15 protein-coding genes and 1 tRNA gene are annotated in these 21416 nt (G+C 69.7%); 5 read left to right on the plus strand and 11 right to left on the minus strand.

Annotation, left to right across the window (positions count from 1 at the left end; all coding sequences use genetic code 11):
• Positions 1 to 71 precede the first annotated feature (71 nt).
• Entirely contained in the window at positions 72 to 1535 is a 1464-nt protein-coding gene (locus DMC61_RS38395; RefSeq protein ID WP_125695389.1) for an LVIVD repeat-containing protein, read from the minus strand.
• A gap of 87 nt (positions 1536 to 1622) precedes the next feature.
• Here DMC61_RS38395 and DMC61_RS38400 point away from each other — a divergent pair, with 87 nt between their 5' ends.
• Positions 1623 to 2264 (plus strand): DUF305 domain-containing protein, encoded by a 642-nt coding sequence (locus DMC61_RS38400; protein WP_125695390.1) that lies wholly within the window; start codon positions 1623 to 1625, stop codon positions 2262 to 2264.
• A gap of 74 nt (positions 2265 to 2338) precedes the next feature.
• Here DMC61_RS38400 and DMC61_RS38405 read toward each other — a convergent pair whose 3' ends face one another.
• From DMC61_RS38405 to DMC61_RS38445, 8 genes are all read right to left on the minus strand, one after another.
• Positions 2339 to 2617, minus strand: coding sequence for a hypothetical protein (locus tag DMC61_RS38405; RefSeq protein WP_125695391.1), 279 nt, complete (start codon positions 2615 to 2617; stop codon positions 2339 to 2341).
• A 63-nt stretch (positions 2618 to 2680) separates the two neighbouring features.
• Positions 2681 to 3316 carry a hypothetical protein gene (locus DMC61_RS38410; RefSeq protein WP_037347649.1) on the minus strand — a complete coding sequence of 212 codons (636 nt, stop codon included), beginning with the start codon at positions 3314 to 3316 and terminating at the stop codon, positions 2681 to 2683.
• Positions 3309 to 3728, minus strand: a complete 420-nt coding sequence (locus DMC61_RS38415) for a thioesterase family protein (RefSeq protein WP_125695392.1) — start codon at positions 3726 to 3728, stop codon at positions 3309 to 3311. The genes DMC61_RS38410 and DMC61_RS38415 overlap by 8 nt, the downstream gene beginning before the upstream one ends.
• A complete protein-coding gene (locus tag DMC61_RS38420; protein ID WP_125695393.1) occupies positions 3728 to 8701 on the minus strand; it encodes an NAD-glutamate dehydrogenase in 4974 nt (1657 codons plus the stop codon). The genes DMC61_RS38415 and DMC61_RS38420 overlap by 1 nt, the downstream gene beginning before the upstream one ends.
• Before the next feature lie 342 nt (positions 8702 to 9043).
• Complete coding sequence (locus DMC61_RS38430) at positions 9044 to 11599, minus strand: hypothetical protein (RefSeq protein WP_125695395.1); 2556 nt, start codon at positions 11597 to 11599, stop codon at positions 9044 to 9046.
• A gap of 16 nt (positions 11600 to 11615) precedes the next feature.
• A complete protein-coding gene (ettA, locus tag DMC61_RS38435) occupies positions 11616 to 13292 on the minus strand; it encodes an energy-dependent translational throttle protein EttA (RefSeq protein ID WP_007034699.1) in 1677 nt (558 codons plus the stop codon).
• A 96-nt stretch (positions 13293 to 13388) separates the two neighbouring features.
• The gene (locus tag DMC61_RS38440) at positions 13389 to 13838 is read right to left on the minus strand and encodes a single-stranded DNA-binding protein (RefSeq protein WP_233595092.1); all 450 of its coding nucleotides are present in this window, start codon (positions 13836 to 13838) and stop codon (positions 13389 to 13391) included.
• 162 nt (positions 13839 to 14000) lie between these two features.
• Positions 14001 to 16028: a cytochrome c oxidase assembly protein gene (locus tag DMC61_RS38445; protein WP_125695397.1), complete on the minus strand. Its 2028-nt coding sequence runs from the start codon at positions 16026 to 16028 to the stop codon at positions 14001 to 14003.
• A 42-nt stretch (positions 16029 to 16070) separates the two neighbouring features.
• Between DMC61_RS38445 and DMC61_RS38450 the strand changes: the two genes are divergently transcribed.
• Positions 16071 to 16709, plus strand: a complete 639-nt coding sequence (locus tag DMC61_RS38450) for a histidine phosphatase family protein (protein WP_063277688.1) — start codon at positions 16071 to 16073, stop codon at positions 16707 to 16709.
• Here the strand turns inward: DMC61_RS38450 and DMC61_RS38455 are convergent.
• Together DMC61_RS38455 and DMC61_RS38460 are read right to left on the minus strand one after the other, a co-directional pair.
• The gene (locus DMC61_RS38455; protein WP_125695454.1) at positions 16683 to 17816 is read right to left on the minus strand and encodes a sensor histidine kinase; all 1134 of its coding nucleotides are present in this window, start codon (positions 17814 to 17816) and stop codon (positions 16683 to 16685) included. The two genes, DMC61_RS38450 and DMC61_RS38455, sit on opposite strands and share 27 nt — an antisense overlap.
• 103 nt (positions 17817 to 17919) lie before the next feature.
• Positions 17920 to 19098 carry an MFS transporter gene (locus DMC61_RS38460; RefSeq protein WP_125695398.1) on the minus strand — a complete coding sequence of 393 codons (1179 nt, stop codon included), beginning with the start codon at positions 19096 to 19098 and terminating at the stop codon, positions 17920 to 17922.
• A gap of 121 nt (positions 19099 to 19219) precedes the next feature.
• Between DMC61_RS38460 and DMC61_RS38465 the strand changes: the two genes are divergently transcribed.
• From DMC61_RS38465 to DMC61_RS38475, 3 genes are all read left to right on the plus strand, one after another.
• The gene (locus tag DMC61_RS38465) at positions 19220 to 20269 is read left to right on the plus strand and encodes a LacI family DNA-binding transcriptional regulator (protein ID WP_125695455.1); all 1050 of its coding nucleotides are present in this window, start codon (positions 19220 to 19222) and stop codon (positions 20267 to 20269) included.
• Between the two features lie 187 nt (positions 20270 to 20456).
• Positions 20457 to 20846 (plus strand): peptidase inhibitor family I36 protein, encoded by a 390-nt coding sequence (locus DMC61_RS38470; protein ID WP_125695399.1) that lies wholly within the window; start codon positions 20457 to 20459, stop codon positions 20844 to 20846.
• Between the two features lie 242 nt (positions 20847 to 21088).
• Positions 21089 to 21162, plus strand: a tRNA-Arg gene (locus DMC61_RS38475).
• Positions 21163 to 21416 lie beyond the last annotated feature (254 nt).

Below are 21416 nucleotides of genomic sequence, written 5' to 3' on the forward strand. Positions count from 1 at the left end.
CCCGCGTGCGATGAAGGACTCCTTCATCGCAAAATTTGCGATGAAGGAGTCCTTCATGGCGCGTTACCGGGTCAGTTGTTGTTGAAGCCCGGGTGCAGCTTGTACTGCGTCTGGGCGTTGAACTGGTTCTGCCGGACCAGCTTCGCCGGGAAGGCCCGCCAGTCGTTGAGGTCCAGGACGTCCAGGCCCTTCACGATGTCGGACGAGTAGATGTGGCCGTTGTACCAGTAGGCCGACCACGTCCCACCGCCGACGAGCTTCTCGTTCGAGAGCGGGCCACGCTCCCAGAACGCGATCTCCTTCGGGTTCTTCGCGTCGGTGAAGTCCCACACCGAGACGCCGCCCTGGTACCAGGACTGGACCATGATGTCCTTGCCCGGCACCGGGATCAGCGAACCGTTGTGCGCCACGCAGTTCTCGGTCTCGGACTGGAGACGCGGGATCTTGTAGTAGCTGACGAACTCCAGCTTGCGGTCGTCGCCGCGGCCGGTGATCTGGTAGATGCCGTTGGCGCCGCGGGTGGGGCCGAACTTCTCCAGGCAGGTCGCCATCCCGCCGCCGCCGAGTTCGTCGGTGAAGACGATCTTGGTGGCGTCGTTGTTGAAGGTGGCGCTGTGCCAGAACGCGAAGTTCACGTTGTCCTGGACCCGGTTGATGACGCGCGGCTTGAGCCGGTCGGAGATGTCGAGCAGGACGCCGTCACCCATGCAGGCACCGGCCATCAGGTCCTTCTCCGGCAGCGCCGTCAGGTCGTGGCAACCGGTGGTCGCCGAGCGGCGGGTGCCGTCGGGGTTGGTGCCACCGGGGTTGCCGCCGCCGTCCTCCGCCGGGAACAGCACCGGCGTCGCGACCAGCGAGGCCTTCGCCGGGTCCTTCACCGGGACCTTGATGATGGACAGCTTGTCGTGCGGCGGCTGGCAGTCGGGCAGGTTCGCCGCCGGCGCGTACGACGAGACGTAGATGTAGACGTCCTTGCCGCGCTTGTCCGGCACCAGGGTGTTGGTGTGCGAACCGCAGTCGGTCTCGATCGCCGCGACGTACTTGGGCGCCGCGAGGTTCGAGATGTCGAAGATCTTGATGCCCTCCCACGACGTCTTGTCCGAGGCGGGCTTCGAGACGCTGTTGCACGAGTTGTCGCTGCGCGACGCGTCGGTCGACAGGAAGAGCAGGTCGCCGGAGATCGACACGTCGTTCTGCCCGCCGGGGCACAGGACCTGGCTGACGATCTTCGGGCGGTAGGGGTTGCGGACGTCGTAGACGTTGAACCCGTCGTAGGTGCCGATGATCGCGTGGCCCTTGGTGAACGCGATGTCGGTGCCGGTCGAGTCCTTGGTGAACGGTCCCTGTTGCGGGACGTTCGCGATCGACCGGAGGTTCGGGCTGTGGACGATCTCGTCCACACCCGGGATCGCGGTCGCCGACGGTTCGGCGACGACGGCCGGCGCGGCGAGCGCGCTGGAGGCCCCGAGGGCGGCGACCGCGGCCGCCGACACGAAGACCCTGGTCAAGCGACGTTTCAGCCCAGGCTGCAGCACGATATGGCTCTCCTTCCACCCAGCTTTACGCGCACCTTATTCCTTATTTAGGCTCAGCAGATACCGACCAACGGAGGAACTCCCGGGATGCGAAAAAGTTTGACATCGGCGCTGGTCGCCGCCGCTTTCCTGGTCTCGGGCTGCACCGGTGACGCGGAGCCCGCCGCACCGGCCCAGAGTGCGCCGGTGATCGCCCCCGGCAAACCCGGCGAGCAGGCGAGCACGGGCTCCCGGGGACCGGTGAACCGCGATCAGCCCAACGAGGCCGACGTCGAGTACATGACGATGATGATCCCCCATCACCAGCAGGCGAAGGTGATGACCGACCTGGTGCCGGGCAAGACGGCCAACGAGCAGATCCGGGCGATCGCCGGGCGGATCTCGGTCGCGCAGGACGGCGAGGTCACGATGATGAAGACCTGGCTGGCCGACCGTGGCAAGCCGGTGCCGGGCGAAGGGCACGCGGGCCACGGGGGCGGGCACGATCACGCGCTCATGCCGGGGATGGCGACCGAGGCCCAGCTGGCGGATCTGCGCGCGGCGAGCGGGGCGGCGTTCGAAAAACTGTTCCTCGACCTGATGATCGCGCACCACCAGGGCGCGCTGACCATGGCCGAAGCCCAGCTCGGCAAGGGCGTGGAGGTCAAGGCGCAGGAGATGGCGCAGGAGGTCATCACCGGGCAGACCGCCGAGATCGAGCGCATGAAGGCCATGCGGGCGAAGCTCTGATCCCTCGCGTTTCGTCCTCTGAATGCGGTAGTTCGTAACGCCAACTACCGCATTCAGAGGACGAAATGCGGGAGTCAGGCCTCGCCGGAAGAGCCCATGTCACCGAACCCGGAGTCGCCGGAGTCGTCGAGGGTGCCCGAGACGATCCAGGTCGCCAGCGCGGCGGCCTGGACGTAGGGCGCCGCCTTCGCCGCGGCCCGGCCGGCGCTCTTGGCGCGGCCCCACTTCTCCGGGCGTTCGGCGTGTTCGGGCGCCTCCTCACCCGGCGGCCGCTCGGTCCGCCACGGCGTCTCCTCCGGCCTGACCTCGGCGAGGAAGTCCGCGGTGGGGTCGTCCCCGTCCTTGTCGTTCATGGAGACAGCATGACGCCGCGGGCGGCCGGAAGCCACCCGCGGCGTCAAGCGGTAAGAAACCCGTCAGAACAGCAGCGGCAGGAGCGCGTGGCGCCGCTTGAGGACGGCGCCGTACCGGGCGTCGATGCGCATCCACGAATCCGTCGCGGTGACGCGGACGACGTCGCCGTCGATCGACGAGTCCACGAAACCCATCCCCGACAACGCGAACAGGCACCGCATCTGGACCTTGATCTCCAGCTCGTTGCCCGAAACGGTGAGCACCGCCTGGTCCATCAGCGACGCCGGCGGCGTGCCGTGCGGGCCGACGTTGTCACGGGCCAGGGTGACCCCGCGATCGGCCAGCTCGGAGATCACCGTCGCCGGCAGTTCGTCCACCAGCTGCCAGCGGCCCGGCGCGGGCAGCTCCGAATGCCACATCAGGTCACGGGCCGGGCCCGGATCCATCCGCTCGCCGCCGGCGACGGTGAGTGCGGCGAGCAACTCGTTCCCGGACACGGTGATGTCCGACGGCGTGATGTCCCCGGCGACGGCCCTGGTGGCCAGGACCTCGAACGGCGTCGCGCACCACGCCTCGACGACACCGTCACCACGCTGCCGCAACCGCACCAGCGTGTTCTGGTCGAGCCGGACCGCCCTGGCCACGAACGCGCCGAGCGTTTCGCGGTCGCCCGCGTCCGGGATGACGAGCTCAGGCATCCGCGAACCCCTTCTCCAGGAAGGCACGTTCGTCCTCGGTCAGCCGGCGGGGCCGCTCGGAGACGGTGTCGAACGGCGCGAGCACCGTCTCCGCGGTGACCGCGACCTTGTCGGCCTCGGCGGGCCCGGAGTGCACCCGGTAGCCGAGGGTGAAGCTGGCGTGCTTCAAGTCCTTCAACGAGATCTCCACCCGGATGTCCTGATCGGACACCACGATCGGCGAACGGTAATGGACGGCCAGCTTCACCACCACGATGCCCTTGGGCAGTTCGGTGAGCCCGGCGCGGACGGCGTCCCCGAACAACAGCGGGATCCGTGCCTCTTCGAGCAGGGTCACCAGATTCGCGTGGTTGACGTGCCCGTAGACGTCCATATCCGACCAGCGCGGCCGGATCAGGGAAATGTAGCTCACTACCTCACCGTGCTCCGGATCTGCCTCGCCGCCACCGACAGCGTCGCCAGGTCGAGCTTGCCGAACTGGCTGATCTCGTCCAGCGCGACACGGGCCCGCTGCAACCGGGAAGCGTTCGTCTTCTCCCAATGGGCGATCTTCTCGTCCGGGTCGGTGCCCGAATCGCTGTGCCGCAAGGCGTCCAGCGTGATCGTCCGCAGGGAACCGTAGACGTCGTCCCGCAGCGCCAGCCGCGCGAGCGCGTGCCAGCGGTTGCCGCGTTCGAGACCGCTGATCGACGTCAGCATCTTGTCGATGCCGAGGTGGTCGGACAGCGCGTAGTACAGGCCCGCCGTCTCCGCCGGGGTGTGCACCGCGTCGATCCCCGCCTGCTGCTCGGCCAGCTCCGCGACGTCGGTGACGTCGAGCAGGCCGTAGGTGTGCAGCAGCAGCGCCACCCGTCCGGCGAGTTCGGCCGGGACGCCCTTCTCGATCAGCCGCTCGGTGTTCGCGTCCACCGAAGCGCACTCGACACCGCGAAGCAGCTCGTGCGCCCTCGGGGCCAGCTCGCCGACGACGCGGCCGAACCGGTTGATCTCGGCGAGCGGGGCCAGCGGCTGCGGCCGGTTGGTGAGGAACCAGCGGGCGGCCCGGTCGAGCAGCCTGCGGGTCTCCAGCATCATCTCGTCGGCGACCTCGGTGGGCACGACGTTGTCCAGCGCGTCGATCTGCGCCCACAGCGAGGGCAGGTCGTACACGTGGGTGACCACGGCGTACGCGCGGACGGCGTCGGTCGCGGTCGCGTTCATCTCCTCCATCAGGCGGAAGACGTACGAGATCCCGGCGCCGTCGACGACCTCGTTGGCCACCATCGTCGTGATGATCTCGCGCTTCAGCGGGTGCTGGAAGATCGCGTCGCCGAAGCGCTCCCGAAGCGGCTTCGGGAAGTACTCGGGCAGGCGGCGCGAGAACACCTCGGAGTCCGGCAGCTCGCTGGCCAGCAGCTCGTCCTTGAGGTCGAGCTTGACGTGCGCGAGCAGCGTCGCCAGCTCCGGCGAGGTGAGGCCTTCGCCCGCCTTCTCCAGCGCGCGGAACTCCGCCGAACTCGGCAGCGCTTCGAGCTTGCGGTCGAAGGCGCCCTTCGCCACCAGCGCCGCGACGAGCCGCTGGTGCACCGAGACCATCGGGCCGGCGTGCGCCCGGCTGACGCCGAGCACCGCGTTCTGCCGGTAGTTGTCGGCCAGCACCAGCTCGCCGACCTCGTCGGTCATCTGCTCCAGCAGTTCGTTGCGCTGCTCGGCGCCCAGCGATCCGGTCGAGACCAGGTGGTCCAGCAGGATCTTGATGTTGACCTCGTGGTCCGAGCAGTCGACGCCAGCGGAGTTGTCGAGCGCGTCGGTGTTGATCTTGCCGCCCGCGCGGGCGAACTCGATCCGGCCGAGCTGGGTCAGGCCCAGGTTCCCGCCCTCGCCGACGACCTTGACGCGGAGCTGGTTGCCGTTGACGCGCAGGGCGTCGTTGGCCTTGTCACCCGCGTCCGCGTGGGACTCGTTCTCGGCCTTCACGTAGGTGCCGATGCCGCCGTTCCACAGCAGCTCGACCGGGGCCAGCAGGATCGCCTGCATCAGGTCGTTCGGCGCCAGTTTCGTGACGTCCTCGCCGAGGCCGAGGGCCTCGCGGACCTGCGGGCTGATCGGGATCGTCTTCGCCGACCGCGAGTAGACCCCGCCACCCTCGCTGATCAGCGAGCGGTCGTAGTCCTCCCACGACGAGCGCGGCAGGTCGAACAGCCTGCGCCGCTCGGCGAACGAGGTCGCCGAATCCGGGTTCGGGTCGAGGAAGATGTGCATGTGGTTGAAGGCGGCCACGAGCCGGATGTGCTCCGAGAGCAGCATCCCGTTGCCGAAGACGTCACCCATCATGTCGCCGATGCCGACGACGGTGAAGTCCTCGGTCTGGGTGTCCTTGCCCAGCTCGCGGAAGTTGCGCTTGACGCTCTCCCAAGCACCCTTCGCGGTGATGCCCATGGCCTTGTGGTCATAGCCGACCGAGCCACCGGACGCGAAGGCGTCGCCGAGCCAGAACCCGTAGTTCGCCGAGACCTCGTTCGCGATGTCGGAGAACTTCGCGGTGCCCTTGTCCGCGGCGACCACGAGGTAGCTGTCGTCGCCGTCGTGGCGGACCACGCGCGGTGCCGGGACGGTCTTGCCCTCGACGCGGTTGTCGGTCACGTCGAGCAGGCCGGAGATGAACATCCGGTAGCAGGCGATGCCCTCGTTCAGCTGGGCGTCGCGGTCCAGGCCGGGGTCACCCGTGGCCGCCGGCGGGCGCTTCACGACGAAGCCGCCCTTCGCGCCGACAGGCACGATGACCGCGTTCTTGACCGCCTGCGCCTTGACCAGGCCGAGGATCTCCGTGCGGAAGTCCTCCCGGCGGTCGGACCACCGCAGGCCACCGCGCGCGACGTCGCCGAAGCGCAGGTGCACACCCTCGATCCGGGGCGAGTACACGAAGATCTCGTACTTCGGCCGCGGCTCGGGCAGCTCGGGCACCGCGCTCGGGTCGAGCTTGAGCGCCAGGTACTGGCGGGAGTTCCCGTCCGCGTCGGTGACGTGGTAGTTGGTGCGCAGCGTGGCGAGGATGACCGACATCAGCCGCCGCAGGATCCGGTCCTCGTCGAGGCTCGTCACCTCGTCGACCAGTTTGCCGATCTCGGTGGTGAGCTGATCGGCCTGCGACGCGCGCGCCTCGTCGCCGAGCGCGAGGTCGAAGCGGGTCTCGAACAGCCGCACCAGCGCGGTGGCGATGTCGGTGTGCGCGAGGACGGTGTTCTCGATGTACTCCTGCGAGAACGGGATCTTCGTCTGGCGCAGGTACCGCGAATAGGCCCGCAGGATGGCCGCCTGGCGCCAGGTGAGCCCGGCGCGCAGGACGAGACCGTTGAAGCCGTCGACCTCGCAGTCGCCGCGCCAGGCGGCGTGGAAGGCGTCCTGGAAGCGGGTGCGGAGGTCGTTGTCCGCGTGGTCGAGGACCTGCGGGTCGATCCGCAGGCCGAAGTCGTAGATCCAGGACCGGCCGCCGTCCTCGCGGCGCAGTTCGTAGGGCCGCTCGTCGACGACCTCGACGCCCATCCGCTGCAGGACCGGGAGTACCTGGGAGAGCGTGACGCCCTCGCCGCGCAGGTACAGCTTGAAGCGCCGCTCCCCCGCCTCCGCGTCGGCCGGCAGGTAGAACGACATCGACAGGTCGCCCTCGTCGGTCAGCGACTCCAGGGCGCGGAGGTCCGCGAGCGCTTCGAGCGCGGTGAAGTCCTCCTTGTAGCCCTCGGGGAACACCGCGGCGAACCGCTGCCCCTGCTCGCCCGCCGACTCCTCGACCAGCAGGCCGATCGCGACGCCGCTGTCCCCGGCGTCGGCGCGGCGCTCGGCGAGGATCGCCTCGACCATCCGGTCGTCCCAGCTGCGCACGGCTTCGTTGAGCCGTTCCTGGATGCGCAGGGTGTCCGGGGCGGAACTCTGCGACGGATCGGTGTGCACGATGAAGTGCACCTGCGCGAGCACGGTCTCGCCGATGCGCGCGCTGTACTCCAGTTGCGTGCCTTCGAGTTCTTCGAGCAGGACCTCCTGCATCGCGAGCCGCGAACGGGTCGTGTAGCGGTCACGCGGGAGGTACACGAGGCACGAGTAGAAGCGGCCGTACGGGTCGCGGCGCAGGAACAGGCGCAGCCGTCTGCGATCCGAAAGCGTGATCGCACCCGTCGTCGTCGAGTAGAGCGAGTCGGAGTCGGCCGAGAACAGGTCCGCGCGCGGCCAGTTCTGCAGGACTTCGAGCATCCGCTGGCCGGAGAAGGACTCCATCGGGAAGCCCGCGCGGTGGATGACCTCGCGGACCCGGTTGCAGACCACCGGGATGTCGAGCACGTTCTCGTGCAGCGCGGTGGTGGTGAACATGCCGAGGAAGCGGTGCTCGCCGGTGACGTTCCCGTTGTCGTCGAACGTCTTCACGCCGACGTAGTACGGATACACCGGACGGTGCACGGTGGACGGCGCGCTCGCCTGGGTCAGCACCAGCAGCGTCGGCGCGAGCGCGGAGGCCGCCGTGTCCGGGCCCGCGGTGAGGCTGCGCGCGGCCAGGCTGTCCTGGCGCAGCACGCCCAGCCCGGTGGCGAGCACCGCGCGCAGGGCGGGCTCGTCGCTGTCCGGGTGCGGGTTGTCGATCAGCTCGTACCGGCGGTAGCCGAGGAAGGTGAAGTGGCCGTCGGCGAGCCAGCGCAGCAGCCGGGCGCCTTCCGCGACCTCGGTGGCGGGCAGCCGCGGCGGGTTCCCGTCCAGCTCGTCGGCGAGACGGCGCGCCGTCTCGGTCATCTTGTCGGTGTCCTCGACGACCTCACGGACGTCACCCAGCACCGAGGACAGCCGGTTGTCCAGCTCGCGGGCGCGGTTCGGGTCCGTGACCAGGTCGATCTCGATGTACATCCACGATTCGGCCGCCGAATTCGCCGGCGGCTCCGCCGGGTCGGCGTCCGGGTGGACCTCCAGCAGCTCACCGGTCAGATCCCGGCTCACCACGACGATCGGGTGCACGATGCGCTGCACCTGCACCCCGTCGCGCGCGAACTCGGCCGCGACGGAATCCACCAGGTACGGCATGTCGTCCGTGACGACCTGCACCACGGTGGCCTCACGCGTCCAGCCGTCTTCGGGCCCCGTCGGGTTCAGCAACCGCACCGCGGGACGGCCGGGCATCCGGTCCTTCGCGAGCTGCAGATGCGAGCGGACGGCGCCGACGAGGTCGACCGGGTCGTCACCGAGAATCTCTTCGGCCGGGATGTGCCGGTAGTACAGGCGGATCAGGTCGCCGATCTCCGGGGCGTACGCCGCGGCGGCGTCGATCAGGTCGTCCCGGATCTGCTCCGGGTTCGCCCCCCGGCGCCGGGCGCCTTCCTCGGTGCCGACATCTTTTCCGGGCGGGGACGAGACTCCCGTCGAGCTCATTTGAGGCAACTCTCCACTGTAGCGAGATTGACACCGCGACCGGCACGACTCTGTACCGGCCCAGACCCAACCTACAGCTCCGGACAGTCGGCTCCACAAGGCCGGGTCATTCCCGCCCGTCGAAGATTTCCCTGCTCAGATACCGGAATCGCCGTGATCGGTTCAGCTACTCGCCGGTCACATAGGCGGTCTGTCCGGACCCTCCCACACCTCGCCGCACCGGGGTGACCAGCACCCATTCCCCAGGGCGACCCCGGCGGGCGATCCGAGCGGGTCAGCTGAATCGTTCAAGCCGACCGCGGCTCCCACCGAGGTGAGCAAGGGACCTTTGCTACCGCGGGGTCAGTCGCTCCCGTTGGCGCGGTGCCGGTCGTGACCGTTGACCGGACGCTTTCCCGAGTCCTGGGAGCCGAGCTGCTTCACGAGCGCGGCGGCGCTGGCGGTGCCCGCCTGATGCTCGGCGAGCGCACGGGCGAGCAGGTCGGCGAGACCGGCGTCCGGCGGCGGTTCCTCCTCCGCGATCGCACGGGCGTAGCTCTCCGGGAACGGCGTGATCGGCCGCCAGGAACCGGTGTCGGTCAGCGGGTCCAACGCCGGCGGCATCCGCAACCGAGGCAGCCAGGGATCGGCGACCTCTTCCTTCGCGGCCGGGCGAACGCTTTCCTGAGGCGGCGAAGGCGCGGGATCCTCCCGAGGCGGCGGTGCGAGCGGAACGGCAGGCTCGCGATACTCGACCGGCGGCTGTTCCCGGCGGGTATCGGCGCGTTCTTCGGCGACGGGTTCGGGATGCACCGGATCCGCGGCGCCGTCCGCACGACGACGGCCGCCGCCCTGTCCGCCGGTGCTCGAGATCCCGAGCCGGTCCAGCACCGATTTCGCCGCCACGGAACCGTGTTCGGCGTCGTGCCTGGTCTTGCGCGAGACGGGCGCCGAGGACCGGCGGGCACGCTCTTCGGCCGCCCACTCGTCGCTCTCCCACAACGGGGCGGCGGTGCCGGGCGGACGCGGCGGCGCGGCGTCGGCCGCCATACGCGGCCGGGGCTCGGCCGCGGGCTCGGGTGCGAGCAGCAGTTCCGGGACGACGGGTTCCGAAGCCGCCACGGGCGCCGGCTCCTCGATCCGAACGGGGATCTCGTCCTGGGGCCGCCACCGCGCGGCCGGAGCCGGGGTTTCGGATCGGGCGGCCACCGGTTCGGCGGCGCTCTCGCGCGCCGCGGGCTCCTCCTGGCGACGGCGGCGCCCGGGCTCCGGTTCGGGCCGCGACACCGGCGCGGGTTCCGGTTTCGGCGGCGGCATCAGTTTCGGCGCGACGGGTTCGGCCTTGGGCTCGAACCTGATCGACGGCTTGGCCTTCTTCGGCACCCGACGACGCCAGTCGCTGTCCGACGCCGCCACTTCCCGTGCGGGCTCCGGACGGGACGGCGGCTTCAACACCGGCGCTTCACTCTTTTCGGCGACCGGCGCCGGGGGCCGCTCAACCGGACGCGGCGGCTCGACGGGACGCGCAGGCTCCGCGGGACGCGAAGGCGCAGCCGCGCGTGCAGGCTCGACGGGCGCCTGCCGCACCGGCGCGGGCTCCGGTTGCCTGCTCTGCCGCACGGGCCGCGGCTCACGACGAACCGGCGGCTCGACCGCGGCCCGTTTCGGCGGTGCCACGTCGATCGGCGGCATCACCGCGGTCACCTCGGCCGGTTCCGGCGCCGGAACCGGGGACGGTGTGGACACCGCGGCGGCCGACCGCGCGGCGACGGCCCGCAAGACGTCGTCGAGGTCCACAGCGGCGTTCTCGGCCGAGCCGAACTCGCCGACCAGGACGTTGCACGCCTGCCTGCGCGCACGGGCGTGCAGATGTTCGGCGGCCCGCGAACGGTGCAGGCAGCCGATGGCCTCTTCGGCCCGGCCCAGCCGTTCCTCGATCTGCGCGAGCTCCAGCCACAGCCGCGCCGTGACGGCGTGCAGGTTGTGGTCACCGGTCCCGGCGACCGCCTCACGGACGAGCATGCCCGCGGCCTCGGCGGATCCCGCGGGCAGCAGGACACGGGTGGCCACCGCCAGCCGCAGCCAGGCGGCCGGGGCGATCCCCGCGGCCCGGACGGGGGCGTCGAGGATCGGCTGCGCGACCTCCAGCGCCATGTCCGTGTCGCCCCGGTCCAGCAACGTGCAGACGAGCTGCAGGACCAGCCTGATCCGGACGAGACCGCCGTCGTCGTCCGGGTTCCCGAGCTTTTCCAGCATGCCCAGCCCGGTCCGCGCGGCATCGGCGGCCGCTGTCAGGTCGCCGTGCCGACGGCGGTGCGCCGACACCCCGACCCGCAGCATCGCGCGGATCAGTAGCTGCGAATCCGCCGTCATCGAACCGTCGCCGAGCACGAGCTTGTCCGCCTCGGCGAGCACGCGGTCCAGTTCCGCCTTCCGGCCGAACTGCGCCAGGCAGCCGACGAGGTGACACAACGCCTCGGCCCGGTGCGACGGCGAAACCGCCGGATCCGCCAGCAGCGGACGCAACGCGGCCAGGCCCGTCAGCGGGATGCCGACACTGCGCGCGCAGACGGCCAGGTCGATCCTCAGCCGGGCGGCGATGTCACCGTAGCCCGCGTGTTCCGCGGCGCGCAGGGCGGCAACGGCCCGGCCGACCGTCCGGGGGCGGCCACCCAGCCGCACCCGGGCGCTCACCACCAGGCTCTCCGCACGGATCCACTGCTCGTCGGCACCGGCGGCCTCGGCGAGCGCGGCCGCGCGCTCCCCGAGGACCAGTGCGAGCTCGGGCGCCCTCAGGTGCAGGGCGTCCGCGCGTTCGATCAACCTGCCGACAGCGGACAGGGTTCCCCCGGTGGCAGCCGTCCGCCCACCCACCATGGTGGTGGGCGAGCCCGGCCGTTGGCGCTTGCTGGCTTCCACGGGGAACCCCCGGCCCTCAGTCGCGGGTCAGCTTGCGATGGGTGACGCGGTGCGGACGAGCCGCCTCGGCACCGAGACGCTCGACCTTGTTCTTCTCGTAGCCCTCGAAGTTACCTTCGAACCAGAACCATTGCGAGGGGTTCTCGTCCGTGCCTTCCCAGGCGAGGATGTGCGTCGCGACCCGGTCGAGGAACCACCGGTCGTGCGAAATGACCACGGCGCAGCCGGGGAACTGCTCGAGAGCGTTCTCCAGCGAGCCCAGGGTCTCGACGTCCAGGTCGTTCGTCGGCTCGTCGAGCAGGATCAGGTTCCCGCCCTGCTTGAGGGTCAGCGCCAGGTTCAGCCGGTTGCGCTCGCCACCGGAGAGCACGCCCGCCGGCTTCTGCTGGTCCGGGCCCTTGAAACCGAACGCGCTGACGTAGGCACGCGAGGGCATTTCGGTCTGCCCGACGTGGATGTAGTCCAGCTTGTCCGAAACCACCTCCCATACCGTCTTCTTCGGGTCGATCCCGCCGCGGTTCTGGTCCACATAGGACAGTTTGACCGTCTCGCCGATCTTGACCCGGCCGTCGTCCGGTTCCTCGAGCCCGACGATCGTCTTGAACAGGGTCGTCTTTCCGACACCGTTCGGCCCGATCACGCCGACGATGCCGTTGCGCGGCAGGTCGAACGACAGCCCGTCGATCAGCACGCGGTCGTCGAAACCCTTGCGCAGCTTCTCGACCTCGACGACCACGCTGCCCAGCCGGGGCCCCGGCGGGATCTGGATCTCTTCGAAGTCGAGCTTGCGGTGCTTGTCCGCCTCCGCGGCCATCTCCTCGTAGCGGTCGAGCCGGGACCGCGACTTGGTCTGGCGCGCCTTGGCGTTGGACCGGACCCATTCGAGCTCGGACTTCAGCCGCTTCGCGAGCTTGGCGTCCTTCTTGCCCTGGACCTCGAGGCGCTCGCGCTTCTTCTCCAGGTACGTCGAGTAGTTGCCCTCGTAGCCGACGACCCGGCCGCGGTCGAGCTCCATGATCCACTGCGCGACGTTGTCCAGGAAGTACCGGTCGTGCGTGACGGCGAGGACGGCGCCGGCGTAGTTCGCCAGGAACTGTTCCAGCCACAGCACGCTTTCGGCGTCCAGATGGTTGGTGGGCTCGTCGAGGAGCAGCAGGTCGGGCGCGGACAGGAGCAGCTTGCACAGCGCGACCCGGCGGCGCTCACCACCGGAGAGGTGGGTGACCGGCTCGTCCGGCGGCGGGCAGCGCAGGGCGTCCATCGCCTGCTCGACCGTGGAGTCGATCTCCCAGGCGTCGGCGTGGTCGAGCTCCTCCTGGAGCTTGCCCATCTCCTCCATCAGCTCGTCGCTGTAGTCGGTCGCCATGAGCTCGGCGACCTCGTTGAAGCGGTTGAGCTTGACCTTGATGTCGCCAAGACCCTCTTCGACGTTCTCGCGGACCGTCTTTTCCTCGTTGAGCTCCGGCTCCTGCATGAGGATGCCGACGCTGGCGCCGGGCTGGAGGAAGGCTTCGCCGTTACTGGCCTGCTCGATCCCCGCCATGATCTTCAGAACGGTGGACTTACCCGCGCCGTTCGGCCCCACCACGCCGATCTTGGCGCCGGGGTAGAACGCGGTGCTGACGTCGTCGAGGATGACCTTGTCCCCGACGGTCTTGCGCACCTTCTTCATGGTGTAGATGAACTCGGCCATACAAGCGATCGTAGAGCGAGCCGATCGCGGCCTTGACGGCGGTCACCACCGAGCTACCGACAGTCAGCCCGATATCACTGAACGAGCATCGGTACCTCACGCCACGGGCGCGTCCTCCAGCGCGATGACCATGGGATTCCCCGGGGGCGGCGGTACCGCCGGGATCGCCCTGGGCCGATCCCGCCCCATCCGGTGGATCTCGGCCGAGCACCGCGCGAGGTTGGGGCCGATGGAGAAGGCCTCAAGCTCAGGTAGACCCAGAGGTGCCGGGATCTCCTCCGCCGTCTCGGCGCCGCGCAGCCGCCCGGCCACGATCACCGGGTCGCCTTTGCTCAGGCAGGAGAACGCCGCCATCGCCAGCTTGCGCCAGCAGGTGACCTTGACCGCGAGTTGCCGCCCCTCGCCCCACTCCCCTCTTTCCTTGTCGTACCGGCGTTCGACACTCCGCAAGCCGAACGACACGACGTCGTGCCCGTGCACCCGCTCCGGATGGTGGATCGGCTCGCTGGTCAGGTTGCCGATCATGGTCACCCACGTTTCGCCCATCGCCATCACACTCGCCCTTCTCCTCGTTCCGGGACTTTCCCGTCCGTGATCACAGACTGCCGCGGATCGAGGGCGGAAAAGGGACGTGAACCGGATCTGTGGACAACTCGGGGCGTTGTGGACAACTCGACGTGGAGCGCCGAGGACTGTGGGCGGGGTGTGCTAGGAGCCGGACCCCGGACCCCGCCCCTGATCGGCGAGTTTCTTCAGCATCGCGTTGTAGGCGTTCAGATCCGCGTCGCCCGAGGCATCCTCGCGGCGGTCGCGGCGCCGTGCCTCCCGCTCGTCCTGACGCGCCCACTGCACGAGCAGCGCGACGAGCACCAGCAGCACCGGCAGCTCACCGGACGCCCACGCGATCCCGCCGCCGAGCCGCTGGTCGGTGAGCAGGTCGGTGACCCACGGCAGTTTCAGCCCGCGGTAGAAGTCCTGTCCGAGCACGGTCTGCATGCTCATCAGCGCGATCCCGAAGAACGCGTGGAACGGCATGGCGGCGAACATCATCCCCAGCCGTCCCAGCGGCGGAAGCCGTCGTGGCGCCGGGTCGACCCCGATCACCGGCCAGTAGAAGACGTAGCCGGCGAGCAGGAAGTGCGCGTTCATCGCCAGATGCGCCCAGTGGTAGTTCAGCGCGGAGTCGAACAGGCCCGAGAAGTACAGGCCGTAGAACGAACCGACGAATAGCAGCAGCGCGACGATCGGATGCGTCAGGAACCGCGAAAGCGGCGAGTGCACGAACGCGAGCAGCCATTCACGCGGTCCGGGCGGGGCGTCCTTGCCCGCCGTGGGCAACGCGCGCAGGGCGAGCGTCACGGGCCCGCCGAGGACGAACAGCACCGGCGCCACCATGGACAGCAACATGTGGTTGCCCATGTGCACGCTGAACATCGCCGGCGCGTACCGCCCGATGCCGGACGACGTCGCGATCAGCAGCACGAAACAGCCCGCGAGCCACGCGACCGTCCGGCCGGTGGCCCAGGTGTCGCCGCGACGGCGCAACCGTCGCACCCCGGCGAGATACAGCCCGGCGAGAACGATCGCGAGGGTCCCGTAGACGAGGTCGAAGCGCCAATCCGTGAGCAGGCGGAGCACGGTCGGCGGACCGTAGAGGTCGTAGCCGATCAGCAGTTCCGTGGTCGACGGCTGGGTGAGCGATTCCTGCGGCGGCGGGGTCTTCGCGAGCCCGGTGGCGATGCCGATCGTGATGAACATGATCAGCACCTCGACCGCGGCGAGCCGCAGCAACTGACCGCCGCCGGCACCGTTCACCAGCCCGGCGACGCCCTTCTGCCGTTGCTGATGCCCGAAGACACCGAGCAGCAGCAACGCGACGATCTTCGCGACCCCCAGCAGGCCGTAGTCCGTGGTGAGCAGGTCGGCGATCCTGATCCGCACCAGCGCGTTGACGACGCCGGAGACCGCCATCACGATCCAGCAGACGAGTGCCAGCTTGGAGAACCGGGTGGCGGCGAGCTTGAGGTTCTCGCCGCGGCGCCAGCCGAGCGCGAGCAGCGCCACGAGCCCGCCGACCCACAGCGCGGCGGCGACCAGGTGGTACAGCAGGCTGTTGGTCGCCATGTCGTGCGAGCCACCGCTCGCGGAATGCCCCGTGACCGCGACCGGTACGAGGCCGCCGACGGACAGGAAGAAGACCACCGTCGTCCAGCCCCAGGTCAGCGCGAGACGGCAGCCGAGCGCGACCAGTAGTGCGATCAACGCGGTGAACAGCCAGGCCTTGGGCTGTTCGATGGCGTCGACGAGGTCGACCAGCACCTGCGGCGAGAGCACCTCGGTGAACGGGCGGCCAGCGCCGTCGGCCGCCGAGAAGAAGATCGACGCGGCGGCCGCGAAGAACCAGACCCACGCGGCGGCGCCCGCGACACGGATGGCCGCGTAACCGTCGGCAGCGAGCGTGCCGGACTTCTGCGGCGGGACGAGGAACGCGGCGAGCAGCAGCGAACCCACGCACAGCACCGAAGCCGCCTCGGCCAGCACGCGCACGACGGTGATGCCGTAGCGCGTCACCAGCCCCGGGTCCGGGAGTCCGGCGATGACGTAACCGGCGCCACCGGTCAGCGCGACCAGGCCGACGGCCACCACCGCGGCCAGGAGCGCCCCGATCGACACCAGCGGCAGGACACCGGCCTTCCGCGCGGATGGGGCCGGTTTCGTCTCGGGGTCTGAAGGCACGTCACGAGGGTATGCCGGACGCGCAACCGGCAAGATGGCGGCGTGCGGATCATCCTGCTGAGGCATGCCGAGTCGCTCGGCAACGTCGACGAGCTCGCCTACACCCGGATCCCCGACCACGCGCTGCCGCTCACCGAAGCAGGCCGCGAACAGGCCAGGCTGGCGGGCCCGGAGATCGAGGAGATCCTCGACGGGCAGCGGCCGGCGGTCTACGTCAGCCCCTACCTGCGGACGCGGGAAACGTTGCGGCTGATGGACATCCGTGACTCCTGCGAGCGGATCGTGCCGGAGCCGAGACTGCGGGAACAGGACTGGGGCAACCTCCAGGATCCGCAGGACCAGGAGGTCCAGAAGCAACGGCGCCACGAGTTCGGGCATTTCTTCTACCGGCTCCCGTTCGGCGAGTCCGGCGCGGACGTGGACGACCGGGTCGCCGCGTTCCTCAGCGAGCTGGCGTCGTGCGGCGAAGATCACCCCGAAACCGTGCTGGTCGTCTCACACGGGCTGACCATCCGGTTGCTGTGCCGACGGCTGTTCGGCTGGAGCATCGAGCTGTTCGAGTCCCTGTCCAACCCGACGACCTGCGAATACCGGGTCGTCGAGCGGGTGGGCGACAAATGGACGCTGGACCGCCCGTTCCGCCAGTGGCGGGACTCACCCGACGGGGAGACGCAGGACTGAAGGAGCGAGGAGGACCACCCTCGTGCCCAGCCCCGGACTGGATTCGATCCGCGCGAAACCGCCGATCTCCGCCATCCGCGCGATGATCGAGTTCTCGAGGCCGAAGCCACGCCGCCGCTCGCCGACATCGAATCCGGCGCCGTGATCGCGCACCGTCAAGGAGACGCCGCCGCCGATCTCTTCGACGCTGACCACGGCCCGCCTGGTCCCGGAGTGCTTCAACGTGTTCCGCAAGGCCTCCCTGGCCGAGTCGTGCAGTGCCACGGCCGCTTCTTCCGCGAGCTCCGGGGCGCAGTCGTCCTGGATGACGACCTCCGCTCGTAGCCCCTCAGTGGCCATTTCGGCGGCGAGCAGCCGCAACCGCTGGTGCAGCCCGATCCCTTCGGCGGATTCGTGTTCGAGGCTGATCCGGATGCGCATCGCCTGGGCGCGAGCGGTCCGGCGGACGCGGTCGAGGCTGGCCGCCGGGTCGAGTTCGTCGGCGGGCGCGGGGATCGCGAACGACTCCATCACCTGCAGGACCGTGTCGTGGACGTCGCGGCGATGCCGTTCGCGTTCCGCCGCCCGGCCCTGCTGCTCCCCGAATCCGAGCGCGAACCGCATCGAAGCGCCGACCACGCCGACGATCGCGAGGGACGCCACCAGCGCGGTCGCGAGCGTGAGCAAGAGACCGAGGGCCGAGTCGAGGTTCAGCACGGTGTACAGCAGCACCGCGCCGCCGATGGCCAAGGCACCCGTCAGCGCGCCACGCAGCAGGGCACAGATCATCACCGTGCCCATCAGGTGGGTCCAGGTGATCGATGTGATCGCGCTGTCCTGGGCGAACGGCGCGGCCGCCAGGACGAACAGGGCGCCGAACCCGGCGTCCACCGCGGGAACCAGCCGCGTCCCGGCCGGAGGGCGGCGGAAGATCCAGACGGCTTCGGCGACGTTCGGCATCAGGTGGAGCAGCACGAACATCCAGAGCACCGACCCGCCGGTGCCCGCCGTCCAGAGTGCCTGCGCCAGCATCACCAGGCGGAACGCCACCGCGACCAGGATGAGCCAGGGCAGCGTGGTCTGCACCAGCCGCGCCGGGATCCCGGCGCCCCCTCCGAGCATCAGCACTCTCACGCTGCCCCTCCCCGGATCAGCCTTCCTGAAATGGCGACAAAGCCGCATTCATTTCAGTTTATCGAGCAGTCAGCTTGCCCGGGCTCCGGCGAGGATGTCAACGGGCGACGGGCTCGGCGGCCTCCTCCCGTTTCCCCGCCCGTGCCGCGGCCACCGCGGACGGCACGATCAGCGCGGCGGTCAAGCCGACGAACAGGAACGACACCGAAAGCGACGTCACCTGCGCGATTCCGCCGATGAGCGGCGGCCCGGCGAGGAAACCGGTGTAGGCGATCGCGGTGACGAAGGCCAGCTCCCGTTCACCTCCGGTGCCGTCGGCGCGTTTCCCCGACGCCCCCGCGAGGCTCAACGCGATCGGGAAGGCGGCGGCCAGCCCGGCACCCGCCAGAGCGAAGCCGACGAACCCGAACACAGGCAGGCTCGCCACCGCGGCCAGCACCAGGCCCGCCGCGGCGATCCCGGCGCCGGCCGCCATCGCACGCGTCGCGCCGAAACGGTTCTGCAGCCAGGCACCCGCGAGCCTGGCGAGCGCCATGGCCAGCGCGAACCCGGAGTAGGCGAAGGCCGCCGCGCCGTCGCCGACCCCGTGCACGGACGTCATCAGCAGGGCGGCCCAGTCCGAACTCGCGCCCTCCGCGATCGCCGAGAACAAAGCGATGGCGGCGAGCAGCCAAAGGACGGGACGTTTGATCGGCGGCACCCGCGGTTTCTCGACGGGTTCGGTGTGCACGGGCCGCGCGCCGGGCACGGCCGTGATGACGAAGGCCAGCACGACCAGCGCGGCCAGTGCGGCGACCGTGAGGTGCCGTCCCGGCGACCACTGGTGCGACGCGGCGAATCCGGCGGCGACCGAGCCCGCCAGCGCGCCGAAGCTGAATCCGGCGTGCAGGATCGGCATGATGGCCCGCCCGGACCGGCGTTCCACCTCGACTCCCGCGACGTTCATCGCCACGTCCAGCGCGCCGACGCTCGCGCCGAGGACGAACAGCGCCCCGGCGAGCAGGGCGACCGACGTCGAGAAGCCGATCATCGGCAACGCGGCGGCGGCGATGATCGTGCTGCCCGCGACCACCGCGCGGGCACCGTGGCGTTCGATCAGCCGCCCCGATACCGACGCCGCGATCAGCATGCCGACGCTGGCGCCCAGCAGGGCCAGCCCGAAAACACCCGGTGAGGCGTTCACCCTTTCCGACAACGCCGGCGTCCGCGGCGCCCAGGAGCCGAGCGCGGCCCCGTTGAGCGCGAACACGACGAAAACGGCCGTACGGTCACGCATAGACCCCAGTCTCCTTTCGATTCCCCTTCCCTCAGAATGACTTAAGCGCTTCAGAAAGTCCACCGGCACAGCTCGGGACTACACTGCGCCGGTGACCAGCACGCGACGGCGAAGGCCGACGTTGGACGATGTCGCCGACGCCGTCGGGGTGTCGCGGGCGACCGTGTCCAACGCCTACAACCGGCCCGATCAGCTGTCCGCCCAGCTGCGGGAAGAGGTGCTTCGCGCGGCCAAGAAGATCGGGTACGCGGGGCCGAACCCGACCGCGCGCAGTCTCGCCACCAGCCGCACCGGCGCGATCGCCGTCCTGCTCGACACGAACCTTTCGACGGCGTTCTCGGATCCCGCGTTGTCGCTCACCCTCGACGCGCTCTCGACCGTCGTCGACCCCGAGGGCCACGCCCTCCTGCTGCTCCCCGGCGACGGCGAGAGCGGCGGCCCGCGCGCGGAGCGGATCCTGACCGCGCAAGCCGACATCGCGGTGGCGTATTCGCTGGCCGACGGCGCGCCGGCGCTGAACGCGGTCCGGGACCGGGAAATGCCGCTGGTGGTGATCGACCAGCCGCATCTCCGCGGTTCGGCCAGGATCGGGGTCGCGGACCGGGCGGGAGCGGCCGCCGCTGCCCGGCATCTGGTGGAACTCGGGCACCGGCGGATCGGGATCTTCTCCGCACAGTGCCTCTCGGCGCCCCGCGGCGGGGAATTGAGCGTGGCCGAGGCCGGGAACAGCCGGTTCCACGACAACCGCGAACGGATGGCCGGTTACCTCCAGACGCTGACGGAGGCGGGGATCCCGGCGGCGGACGTGCCGATCTGGGAGGCTTCCGGGCTCTCGGTAGAAGGAGCCCTGCCCAGCGCTTTCGGCCTGCTCGACCGGCATCCGCGGCCGACGGCGCTGCTGTGCATGTCGGATCTGCTGGCGCTGGCGGCGATCTCGGCGGCCAGACAGCTCGGCCTGTCGGTCCCGGGTGATCTTTCGGTCGTGGGCTTCGACGACGTCCCGCCCGCCCGGTGGTCCGAACCACCGCTGACGACCGTCCGGCAGGATCTCGCCGCCAAGGGCCGGGCGGCCGGCGAACTGGTGCTCGGCCTGCTGCGCGGGGAGAAGGCACCCGCCCCCGCCGAGGTACCCGCCGAGCTGGTCGTCCGGGACTCCACCGCGCCCGCGTAGCAGCCGATTTCGGCGAGCACAAGGCGCTCCCGGCGATATGTGGACAACTCGCCCGATCGAGCGGCGCACAACTACTTATCCACAGAAGTAGAAATGCGGGCAGACAAAGCCTTCCCCGCGCGCCATCGTGGAATCACACATTCACCGACGGCGATCCAGCCGCCGATTCACGGGGGAGAACCCAGCCATGCAACGACGTTTGACGAACCTGCGCGCCCGCCTCCCGCGCGTGCTCCTGCTCGCCCTGGCGGGCTTGCTGACCAGCGCGGGAGTCGCCAGTGCCGCCACCGTGCCGCCGCAGCCCGACTGCCAGAAGGGCGAGTTCTGCGTATGGGGCGCGGAATCGTACGGCGGCGCGGTGCACAAATTCGACCTGCGCACCTCCAATCCCGAGGAATGCATTCCCCTGCCCCAGGGCTTCGACGGGCATTCGTTCGTCAACCGGCTGAGCCGTGACGTGACGATTTACCAGAGCGAGGAATGCACGACCGAAGGAGATTTCATCACCTATCCGGGTGGCGGCACCTACGTACCCCAGGGACCGTTCGTGATCCGCGCCCTCAAGATCTGGGACTGACCACCCCGGCGGTTCGCGCCGGTCGCTCGCGGACGAGTCGACTCGCGACCTGCGCGAACCCAGGGGCCGCTCCCCCGAAGCGGCCCCGGCCCGTGAGCGCGTCACCCCGCGTCGTGACGCGCTCACGGGTGTTCCAAAAAACGGTGGGCTCGACCTGAAACGATCTGGCGGTGTCGAACGATCGACAGGTTGGCGACGGCTAAGCTGCCGATGCTGGGCGACACCCAACGTCGCCGACGTCGGCCCTCGTAGCTCAGCTGGATAGAGCAAGAGCCTTCTAATCTCTAGGTCGCAGGTTCAAGTCCTGCCGGGGGCACGTCGCAGACGGTCCTGCCGCGAGGCGCAAACGCGCTTCGCGGCAGGCCATCCCAAGCTCGGGCAGAACGCCTTCGAGCCGAGGTTCGCCGCTCGTTCACCTCTGGACCCCGCAATTCGTCATCTTTTCCCGGCACGCCCGGCGTTTCCGGCTACCCGGACCTTTGTCGGCAAGATCACTCGGCGCACCGCGGCGGCGCGTTGTTACGTTCCCATCATGTCTTCGTAGAAGGACGACCATGTGCCGCTCGCATG

The sequence above is a fragment of the Amycolatopsis sp. WAC 04169 genome, from assembly GCF_003947535.1.
Taxonomy (GTDB): domain Bacteria; phylum Actinomycetota; class Actinomycetes; order Mycobacteriales; family Pseudonocardiaceae; genus Amycolatopsis; species Amycolatopsis keratiniphila.